This is a genomic window from Streptomyces bobili, assembly GCF_002154575.1.
GTDB classification, from domain to species: Bacteria; Actinomycetota; Actinomycetes; order Streptomycetales; family Streptomycetaceae; genus Streptomyces; species Streptomyces bobili.
Genome location: NZ_MUBA01000035.1, coordinates 1 through 9,642, shown reverse-complemented (window position 1 = coordinate 9,642; position 9,642 = coordinate 1). Strand labels below are relative to the sequence as shown.

The 9,642-nt window shown below is 71.4% G+C and carries 6 protein-coding genes; 2 read left to right on the top strand and 4 right to left on the bottom strand.

Features of this window, described 5'->3' with window-relative positions:
* The coding region (locus BZL64_RS03335; RefSeq protein ID WP_244205160.1) for a hypothetical protein at positions 1-1,448 on the top strand (1,448 nt) is incomplete at its 5' end.
* Between the two features lie 109 nt (positions 1,449-1,557).
* Here the strand turns inward: BZL64_RS03335 and erpA are convergent.
* Complete coding sequence (gene erpA, locus BZL64_RS03330) at positions 1,558-1,914, bottom strand: iron-sulfur cluster insertion protein ErpA (protein WP_073497023.1); 357 nt, start codon at positions 1,912-1,914, stop codon at positions 1,558-1,560.
* 277 nt (positions 1,915-2,191) lie between these two features.
* Between erpA and nadA the strand changes: the two genes are divergently transcribed.
* On the top strand, positions 2,192-3,376 hold the full coding sequence (nadA, locus tag BZL64_RS03325; RefSeq protein ID WP_086765961.1) for a quinolinate synthase NadA: 1,185 nt from the start codon (positions 2,192-2,194) through the stop codon (positions 3,374-3,376).
* Between the two features lie 21 nt (positions 3,377-3,397).
* On the opposite strand, the gene BZL64_RS03320 is transcribed toward nadA, so the two are convergent.
* The 3 genes from BZL64_RS03320 to BZL64_RS03310 form a co-directional block, all read right to left on the bottom strand.
* Positions 3,398-5,599 carry a protein kinase domain-containing protein gene (locus BZL64_RS03320; RefSeq protein ID WP_086765957.1) on the bottom strand — a complete coding sequence of 734 codons (2,202 nt, stop codon included), beginning with the start codon at positions 5,597-5,599 and terminating at the stop codon, positions 3,398-3,400.
* 84 nt (positions 5,600-5,683) lie between these two features.
* On the bottom strand, positions 5,684-8,788 hold the full coding sequence (locus BZL64_RS03315) for an efflux RND transporter permease subunit (RefSeq protein WP_086765955.1): 3,105 nt from the start codon (positions 8,786-8,788) through the stop codon (positions 5,684-5,686).
* Between the two features lie 180 nt (positions 8,789-8,968).
* A partial coding sequence (locus BZL64_RS03310) for a response regulator (RefSeq protein ID WP_107430195.1) occupies positions 8,969-9,642 on the bottom strand: 674 nt, incomplete at its 5' end.

Below are 9,642 nucleotides of genomic sequence, written 5' to 3'. Positions count from 1 at the left end.
CCGACGACGCCGACCACGCCGACCACGCCCACGAGGGCGGCCGGCGACGGTCCTCCGTGCTCGTCGCCTCGGTCGCCGCGGCCGTGCTGGTCGTCGGAGGGGGTGGCGCCTACCTCGCCGCGAGTGCGGGCGGCGGGACCGACGGCAGCGCCGGAGCGCCCTCCTCCGGGGGCAGCACTCCCCCGGCGCTCGTGCTGGACGACTACGCCCCCGCGTCCGAGCCGGGCAACGGCATCGCACCCGGCGAGCCGAACCCGTACGGGGTGACCTACCGGGCCGGCGGCGCTCTGCCCGACGGTCCCGCCTCGGCGTCCGTGTACTGGGCGAAGGGCGAGGTCACGCGGGCCGAGGTGGCCCGGCTGGCGGGCGCGCTGGGCGTCGAGGGAACTCCGGTGACCGAGGGCCAGGCCTGGAAGGTCGGTTCCGGGAAGGACGGGTCCGGGCCGGTGCTCCGGGTGGAGAAGGGGGCGCCGGGTCTGTGGACGTTCAGCCGGTACGCCCCCGGCACCGACGACTGCAAGAGCGGCTCCGCCGTCTGCACTCCCGAGGCCACGGCCACGTCCGTCGACCCGGTGAGTGAGGCGGCCGCGAAGAAGGCGGCGGCACCGGTCCTCAAGGCGGTCGGGCAGGACGACGCCAAGATCGACGCGAGCCAGGTCATGGGCGCGCAACGGATCGTGAACGCCGACGCCCTCGTCGACGGGCTGCCGACCTACGGCTGGACGACCGGCGTCACCGTCAGCGCCCAGGGCGAGGTCGTCGGCGGCAACGGCCAGGTGAAGGCGCCGGCCGAGGGAGAGACGTACCCCGTGCTGGGTGCGCAGGAGACGCTGGACCGGATGAACGCGGCGCCGGGGGCCGATCACCGGGTGGGCATCGGCGGCTGCGCCACGCCCGTGCCGGCCGAGGACCAGGTGGACAGCTCCTGCGAGACGTCGGCCGGTGTGCCGCAGAAGGAGACACTCACGGTCGAGGACGCGGTGTTCGGGCTCGCCCCGCACGCCTCGGGCGGCCGGCAGGTGCTGGTGCCGTCCTGGCTGTTCTCGGTACGCGCGACCGGGGCCGGGGACGACTACACGGTGACGCATCCGGCGGTCGAGCCGGAGTTCCTGAGCGCGCCCCCGGCGGCCACGCCCTCCGAGGCGCCCACCTCGGGCACCGAGACCCGTGACGTGACCGTCGACGGCTACACGGCCGAGGGACGCGAGCTGGTCGTCGGCTTCACCGGCGGGGTGTGCTCCGACTACACCGCGAAGGCGGTGGAGAGCGAGGGCCAGGTGAAGGTCACCGTGACCGAGAAGCCGTGGCCGGACACCATCTGCATCAAGATCGCCAAGTTCTTCCACCGGACCGTGCAGCTGGACGAGCCGCTCGGCGACCGGAAGGTCGTCGGGTCGGACGGCAAGCAGGTCCCGCTGGAGAAGCCGGGGGCGCGGCTGCCCCGATAGGCCCCGATCGGCCCCGATAGAACCCGGCAGAACCCGGCAGACCTCGGACATGCGGAAGGCGGCGGCCCCTCGGAGGGGGCCGCCGCCTTCCGTACGCCGTGCGGACGGCTCAGCTGAAGGAGTCACCGCAGGCGCAGGAGCCCGTCGCGTTCGGGTTGTCGATCGTGAAGCCCTGCTTCTCGATGGTGTCCACGAAGTCGATGGACGCGCCGCCCAGGTACGGGGCGCTCATGCGGTCGGTGACGACCTTGACGCCGTCGAAGTCCTTGACCACGTCACCGTCGAGGGAACGCTCGTCGAAGAAGAGCTGGTAGCGCAGGCCGGAGCAGCCGCCGGGCTGGACGGCGACCCGCAGGGCCAGGTCCTCGCGGCCTTCCTGGTCGAGCAGGGTCTTGACCTTCGCCGCGGCGGCGTCGGACAGGATGATGCCGTCGGTGACGGTGCTGGTCTCGTCCGATACGGACATCTACATCTCTCCCGGGTTGTACGGAGACTGCTTGCCGACGGTTTCAACCGGCGGGGCCGCGGATTCATTCCACGGGCCGGGCAACTTCTCTTCGCCCGTTCCTTCATGCTCGCACACCCGCGCGGCAGCGAACAGCGGCCCTGGGCGCGCTGTGGACGAGGCCACGCGGCGGCGCCGGGATTCATGTCACATCGACGCAATGACCATCGTCAAAGTGACGTGAAGCGGGTTATGATAGATAACGTCAGATCGACGAAAAGTAGAAAGGGTGCGTGCCGTGACCACCGCCCAGACCACGGAGCTCGACGTACAGCCGAGCCCCCTCGCCCTGTTGCTGCTCGGCCGCGAGGCCGACCCGAGGAGTGAGCGGGGCGTCGAGTGTCCCGGCGACCTGCCCTCGCCGTCCGACCCGGACCTGGTGGAGCGGGCCCGCGCCGCCAAGGAGAAGCTCGGTGACAAGGTCTTCGTCCTCGGGCATCACTACCAGCGCGACGAGGTCATCCAGTTCGCCGACGTCACGGGCGACTCCTTCAAGCTGGCGCGGGACGCGGCCGCCCGCCCGGAGGCCGAGTACATCGTGTTCTGCGGTGTGCACTTCATGGCCGAGTCCGCGGACATCCTGACGTCCGACGACCAGAAGGTGGTCCTGCCCGACCTGGCGGCCGGCTGCTCGATGGCCGACATGGCGACGGCCGAGCAGGTCGCCGAGTGCTGGGACGTGCTGACCGAGGCCGGCATAGCCGAGCAGGTCGTGCCCGTCTCGTACATGAACTCCTCAGCGGACATCAAGGCGTTCACCGGCAAGCACGGGGGCACGATCTGCACCTCGTCCAATGCGAAGAACGCGCTGGAGTGGGCCTTCGAGCAGGGCGAGAAGGTGCTGTTCCTGCCCGACCAGCACCTGGGCCGCAACACCGCCGTCCGCGACATGGGCCTGTCCCTGGAGGACTGCGTCCTCTACAACCCGCACAAGCCGAACGGCGGACTGACCGCCGAGCAGCTGCGCGACGCGAAGATGATCCTGTGGCGGGGCCACTGCTCGGTGCACGGCCGCTTCAGCCTGGAGTCGGTGGAGGACGTACGCGCCCGCATCCCCGGCGTGAACGTGCTGGTCCACCCCGAGTGCCGGCACGAGGTCGTGGCCGCGGCGGACTACGTCGGCTCGACCGAGTACATCATCAAGGCCCTGGAGGCCGCGCCCGCCGGCTCCAAGTGGGCCATCGGCACGGAACTGAACCTGGTCCGCCGGCTGGCGAACCGGTTCGCGCCCGAGGGCAAGGAGATCGTGTTCCTCGACAAGACGGTCTGCTTCTGCTCGACCATGAACCGCATCGACCTGCCGCACCTGGTCTGGACCCTGGAGTCCCTGGCCGCGGGCAAGCTGGTCAACCGCATCGAGGTCGACCCGGAGACCGAGAAGTACGCCAAGCTCGCGCTGGAGCGGATGCTGGCGCTGCCGTAACCGGACCGCACGGGCCCCGGATCACCCCGACCTCGGTTTCCGGTCGGGGTGGCCCGGGTCCAGCGTGAAGACGGTCCCGTCGGGGGTGAGCACCACCAGGGCGCCCTCGTCGAGGAACACCCGCGCCGTGGAGTACCCGAACCCGACTACCTGCTCGGCCCGCGCGGCGGACTCCCACATGAGGCTGCCCGTCCCGAGGTCGAGGGCGGCGACCCGTCCGGAGGCGCTGGCGGCGAACACCGCTCGCCCCTGCCCGTCGGCGACGGGTGTGCCGGGCTGCTGAAGGGTCGTCGAGGTACGCCACAGTTGCTCACCCGTCTCGGGCGAGTGGGCAGCCAACTCCCCTCGGGAGGAGGCGAAGCAGAGCACTCCGCCCACCAGGGCCGGCATGCCGCGCGGGCCGCCCGGCAATGTGTTCCGCCGTACGGTTCCGGTGTCCGGGTCGATCAGCAGGACCTCGCCGTACGCCGATTCCTGGGGGTTGCGGGCCTCCGGCACCACCTGCGTCAGGAAGGCCAGGTCACCGTCGACGGCGCCGACATACACGGAGTCGCCGTCCGGCACACTCACCTTCCGGGTCGAGCCGTCGGCCGGGTCGACGGCGTAGAACACGGTGCGTGTCGGCTTGCCCGCGTCGGTGCAGCCCGCGTACGGGACGCTGTCGACGTCGTAGAACTGGCAGCCGTAGCTGGGCCCGGCGGGCAGGGTGACCGTCCAGCCATGGCTGCCGGTGACAGCGTCGAGGGCGGTCACCCGGTTGGCGTCCGGGGTCAGCAGCAGATCTCCCACGAGAGCGGCGGTGACGCCGGTCGTGCTCATCGGGTGCACCCAGAGCCGCTTGCCGGTGACGGAGTCGAGGGCGACGACGCTGGGGGTCGTGTCGTCTCCCGCGCTGTTGAGAGCCGACTGCGTGACCAGCAGCACACCGTCGCGCACCCCGAGGACACTGCTCCCGTACCCCTTCTCCCCCAGGGAGGGCAGCCTGTCGGCCCGCCAGTCGAGCCGGCCCGTCGTCCCGTCGATCCGGACCGGGAGAACCCCGTCGCCGCCCCCGCAGTAGAGGGCACCCTTGTTCATCTCGCAGGAGAAGGGTGCGCCGGAATAGGTTGCCTCGCGGCCCGGCGGCTGCGTCACCCCGCTCGCGGCGGTCCCGAACACCGAGGTCCGCCAGGGCTCCCAGCCGTCGGGCAGGGGGGCCCAGCCGGTACCGTCCGAGGCCCCTCCGAAGGGGGCGGACAGCAGAAAGCCGGTGAGCGTCACGGCCAGGAGGCCCGCCACCCCGGCCAGCACCGGCCACCGGCGAAGCCGGGAGCGGCGATTGGGGCGGGACGGGGCGGCGGGCTCGCCGCCTTCCTCGCCCGCCACGGGCCGGGGCGGCTTCCGCAGGGTCACCGTCTCCGGGTCACCCGCCGCGTGTTCGGGCAGCGCCCTCGCCAAGTCCTCGGCCAGTTCGTCGAGTCCGGGCCGGTCGGCGGTGTCCTTCGCCAGGCAGCGGGACAGGACCGAGCGCAGCGGCTCGGCCACCGCGCCCACCGCCGGTTCCTCGTGCAGCACCCGCCACGCCGTCAGGTAGGGGCTGTCCGTGTCGAAGGGCCCGCGTCCGGTCGCGGCGAACACCAGCAGCGCGCCCAGCGAGAAGACGTCCGAGGCCGGGCCGACCGACCGGGCGTCGTTGAACTGCTCCGGGGACATGAACGGCGGCGTACCGATCGCGTGGCCGGTCTCGGTGAGTGTCTGGTTCTCGGTGGCGCGGGAGATGCCGAAGTCGATGACCCGGGGGCCGTCCTCGGCCATCAGGACGTTGGAGGGCTTCAGGTCGCGGTGCACGACCCCGGCCCGGTGGATGTCCCGCAGCGCCTCCACCAGCCCGAGGGTCAGCCGCCGCAGTTCCGTCCCTTTCAGCGGGCCGGCGTCGCGGATCCGGGCCGACAGCGCGGCACCGGGCACGTACTGGGTGGCCATCCAGGGCCGGACCGCTTCCGGATCGGCGTCCAGGACCGGGGCGGTGAAGGCCCCGCTCACCCTGCGGACGGCCTCGATCTCCTGGCGGAAGCGGGCCCGGAAGACCTTGTCCTGCGCGTACTGGGCGTGCACCACCTTGACGGCGACCTCACGCCCGGACCGGGACCGGGCCAGGTAGACGACGCCCATGCCCCCGGATCCGATCCGGTCCACTATCCGGTATCCGCCGAGCGCCTTCGGATCGTCCTTGTGCAGTGGCACCGACCGATCCCCTTCCCCCGTCGAGCAGTTCGAGTTCACAGGATAGGGAACCCGTACGGGGGAAGGGGTACCGGCGCGGCGGGGTCAGACTCCGGCCGGCTCCGGGGTCTTCTCCGGCTCGGCCGGCTGGCGCTTCGCCGCGCGCTCCTTCGCCCTGCGCTCCTTGCGGAGTTCGACCATCGCGTAGAGGGTCGGGACGAGCAGCAGGGTGAGCAGCGTCGAGGTGATCAGGCCGCCGATCACGACGACCGCCAGCGGCTGGGCGATGAAGCCGCCCTCGCCGGTGACGCCCAGGGCCATCGGCAGCAGGGCGAAGATGGTCGCCAGCGCCGTCATGAGGATCGGGCGCAGCCGGTGACGGCCGCCCTCGATCACGGCCTCGACGACGCCGTAGCCCTGCTTGCGGTACTGATTGATGAGGTCGATCAGCACGATCGCGTTGGTCACCACGATGCCGATGAGCATCAGCATGCCGATCATCGCCGGGACGCCCATCGGGGTGCCGGTGGCGATCAGCAGGCCGATGGCGCCGGTCGCCGCGAACGGGATGGAGACCAGCAGGATCAGCGGCTGGACCAGTGACCGGAAGGTCGCCACCAGCAGCATGAAGACGATCGCGATCGCCGCGAGCATCGCCAGGGCGAGGTTCTTGAACGCGTCGTCCTGGTCCTGCGAGACGCCGCCGATCTCGGCCGTGGCGCCCGCCGGGAGCTTCAGCGCGTCGAGCTTCGACGTCAGGTCGGCGCTCACCGCGCCCGTGTTGTCGCCGGTCGGCCGCGCGGTGACGGTGGCCGCGCGCCGGCCGTCGATGCGGGTCATGGCCACGGGGCCGTCGACGAGCTGCACGGTCGCGATGTCGCCGAGCTTCACCGGGCCCAGGGGCAGGGCCTTGAGCTGCGCCAGCGTGGTGGCCGGCGCGGCGGAGGTGATGACGACGTCGCGCTCGGTGTCGTCCAGGATCGCCTTGCCCGCGGTGGTCCCGCGGACCGCCTGGGTGACCGCGGCGCCCAGCGTCTGCTCGTCGAACCCGGCCGCCGCGGCCTTTGCGTTCGCCTTGACGGAGATGCGCGGCACGCTCTGCGAGAGGTCGCTGGTGACGTCCGTGACGTCGTCCAGGTCTGCCACGGCGGAGCGGACCTGCTCGGCCGCCTTGCGCAGCGTCCCGGCGTCGGCCGCCTTCACGACGACGCTGAGGTCCTGGCTGCCGAAGCCGTCACCGGCGGCGACCGTGGTGCTGCCGATGCCGGACAGCTTCTTCAGTCCGTCCTCGATGTGGTCCTGGACGTCCTCGAAGGACGCCGAGTCCTCCAGCATCACCTGGTACGAGGCCTGGTTGCTGTCGGTGCCGCCGCCGAAGGCGGCCATGAACCCGGAGGAGCCGATGGTGACCTGGTAGTCCTTCACGCCCTCGGTGCCGGCGAGCAGTTGCTCGACCTTCTTGGCCTGGGCGTCGGTCGCCGCCAGGCTGGTGCCCGGCTCCAGTTCCTGCTTGACGGTCAGGACCTGCTGCTCGCCCTGGTCGAAGAAGTTGGTCTTCAGCAGGGGGGCCATGCCGAAGGTGCCGATCAGGACGACGGCCGCGATGGCCACGCTCATCAGGCGGCGCCTGGTCGCGAACCGCAGGACGGGGACGTAGATGCGCTGGAGGCGGCTCCGCGCCTCCTTCTCCTCGGCCGCGCGGCGGGCTTCCTCGGCGTCCGCGGAGGTGCCCTTCGGGGGCCGCAGGAACCAGTACGACAGGACCGGGACGACCGTCAGCGACACCAGCAGGGAGGCCAGCAGAGCCGCCGTGACGGTGAGGCTGAACGAGCCGAACAGGGCGCCCACCATGCCGCCGACCAGGCCGATCGGCAGGAACACCGCGACCGTGGTGAGGGTGGAGGAGGTGACCGCGCCGGCCACCTCGCGGACCGCGGTGAGGATCGCGGTCTCGCGCTCCTCGCCGTAGCCGAGGTGGCGCTTGATGTTCTCCAGGACGACGATCGAGTCGTCGACGACCCGGCCGATGGCGATGGTCAGCGCGCCCAGGGTCAGCATGTTGAGCGACAGGTCGCGGGTCCACAGCACGATCAGGGCGAGGACCACGGACAGCGGGATGGACACCGCCGTCACCAGCGTCGAGCGGACCGACGCCAGGAAGACCAGGATGACCAGGACCGCGAAGAGCAGGCCGAGCGCGCCCTCCGTGGTCAGGCCCTTGATGGACTTCGACACGGCCGGGCCCTGGTCGCTGACGACCGTGATCGACGCGCCGGAGCCGAGGTCCTCGCGCAGGCCGGGCAGCTTGTCCTCGACCGCGTCGGAGATGGCGACCGCGCTGCCGTCGTGGTCCATGGTGACGGCGACGGCGAGGCTGGGCCTGCCGTCGGTGCGGGTGATGGAGTCGGCCGGGGCCTCCTCCTGGCGCACGGTGGCCACGTCGGCGAGGCGGACCGGCTTGCCGCCGGCCTGGGCGGGGATCACCAGGTTCTGGATCTGCTCCAGGGAGGTGAAGCCGCCGCCGACCTGGACGGTGCGGTTGCCGCCCGCCTCGTCGAAGGAGCCGGCCGCGACGGTCACGCCGCCCGCCTGGAGGGCCAGGGCGAGGGACTGGGTGGTCAGTCCGGCCTTCGCGAGCTTCGCGTCGGCCGGGGTGACGGTGACACGCAGGTCGCGTACGCCGTCGACGGTGACCTGCCCGACGCCGTCGATGTCCTTCAGCGCGGGCACGACGGTCGTGTCGAGCCGGTCGGCGAGGGCCTGCTGGTCCCCGTCCGAGGTGACGGCGAGGACCACGGTCGGGATGTCGTCCGTGGAACCGGCGACGACCTGCGGGTCCACCGCGTCCGGGAGCTGGACGCGGGCCCGGTTGACGGCCTGCTGGACGTCGGCGACGAGCTGCTTGGTGTCGTTGCCGTAGTCGAAGGAGGCCAGGATGACGGCGTTGCCCTCGCTCGCCGTGGAGGTGACGCCTGTGATGCCGTCGACCCCTTCGAGGTTGTCCTCGATGGGCTCGATCACCTGCTTCTCGACGACGTCAGGGGAGGCGCCCTGGTAGGGCGCGAGCACGGACACCATCGGCAGTTCGATGGTGGGCAGGAGCTGCTGTTTGAGCTGCGGGATCGCGATCGCGCCGAACACGATCGCGATGATGGACATCAGGCCTATCAGGGCCCGTTGCGCGAGGCTGAACTTCGACAGCCAGGACATGGGTTACGGGTCTCTCTTCTGAGCGGCAGAAGCGGCACGGCAGGAAGCGGGAAAGGGGGGCGCGAGCACATGTGAGCGCCCTCCCCTACACCCTGAGCCATCGGGAGAGCCCGATCCCTAAGCCCCAGGTCGATTTCCTTATCCGGCGCATACTCCGGGTGCAGTACGGCCGGGTGGAGATCAGTCCACCCTTGGGCGTACCAGCCCGGACTCGTAGGCGATCACCACGAGCTGGGCCCTGTCACGGGCGCCGAGCTTGGCCATGGCCCGGTTGACGTGCGTCTTCACGGTCAGCGGGCTGACCTCCAGGCGCTCGGCGATCTCGTCGTTGGAGTGGCCGCCGGCGACCAGGACGAGAACCTCGCGCTCCCGGCCGGTGAGTGCCGAGAGCCGCTTCGCACGGTCCGGGTCGTCGCCGTCGCCCCCGGCGTCGCCCTGGGCGAGGAAGCGGGCGATCAGCCCCTTGGTGGCGGTCGGCGAGAGCAGTGCCTCCCCGCCGGCGGCGACCCGGATGGCGTTGAGGAGCTCCTCCGGTTCGCTGCCCTTGCCGAGGAAGCCGGAGGCGCCCGCGCGCAGCGACTGCACCACGTAGTCGTCGACCTCGAAGGTCGTCAGGATCACCACGCGGACCCCCGCGAGGGACGGGTCGGCGCTGATCAGGCGGGTCGCGGCGAGACCGTCGGTGCCGGGCATCCGGATGTCCATCAGGACCACGTCGGCGCGCTCCTCCTTGGCGAGCCGGACCGCCTGCGCCCCGTCGCACGCCTCGCCGACGACCTCCATGTCGGGCTCGGAGTCGACGAGCACACGGAACGCGCTGCGCAGCAGCGCCTGGTCGTCGGCGAGCAGGACGC

Excerpts from the sequence above, each read along its gene's own strand:
- BZL64_RS03315 (WP_086765955.1), bottom strand. The coding sequence starts at position 8,788 with ATGTCCTGGCTGTCGAAGTTCAGCCTCGCGCAACGGGCCCTGATAGGC.
- erpA (WP_073497023.1), bottom strand. The coding sequence starts at position 1,914 with ATGTCCGTATCGGACGAGACCAGCACCGTCACCGACGGCATCATCCTG.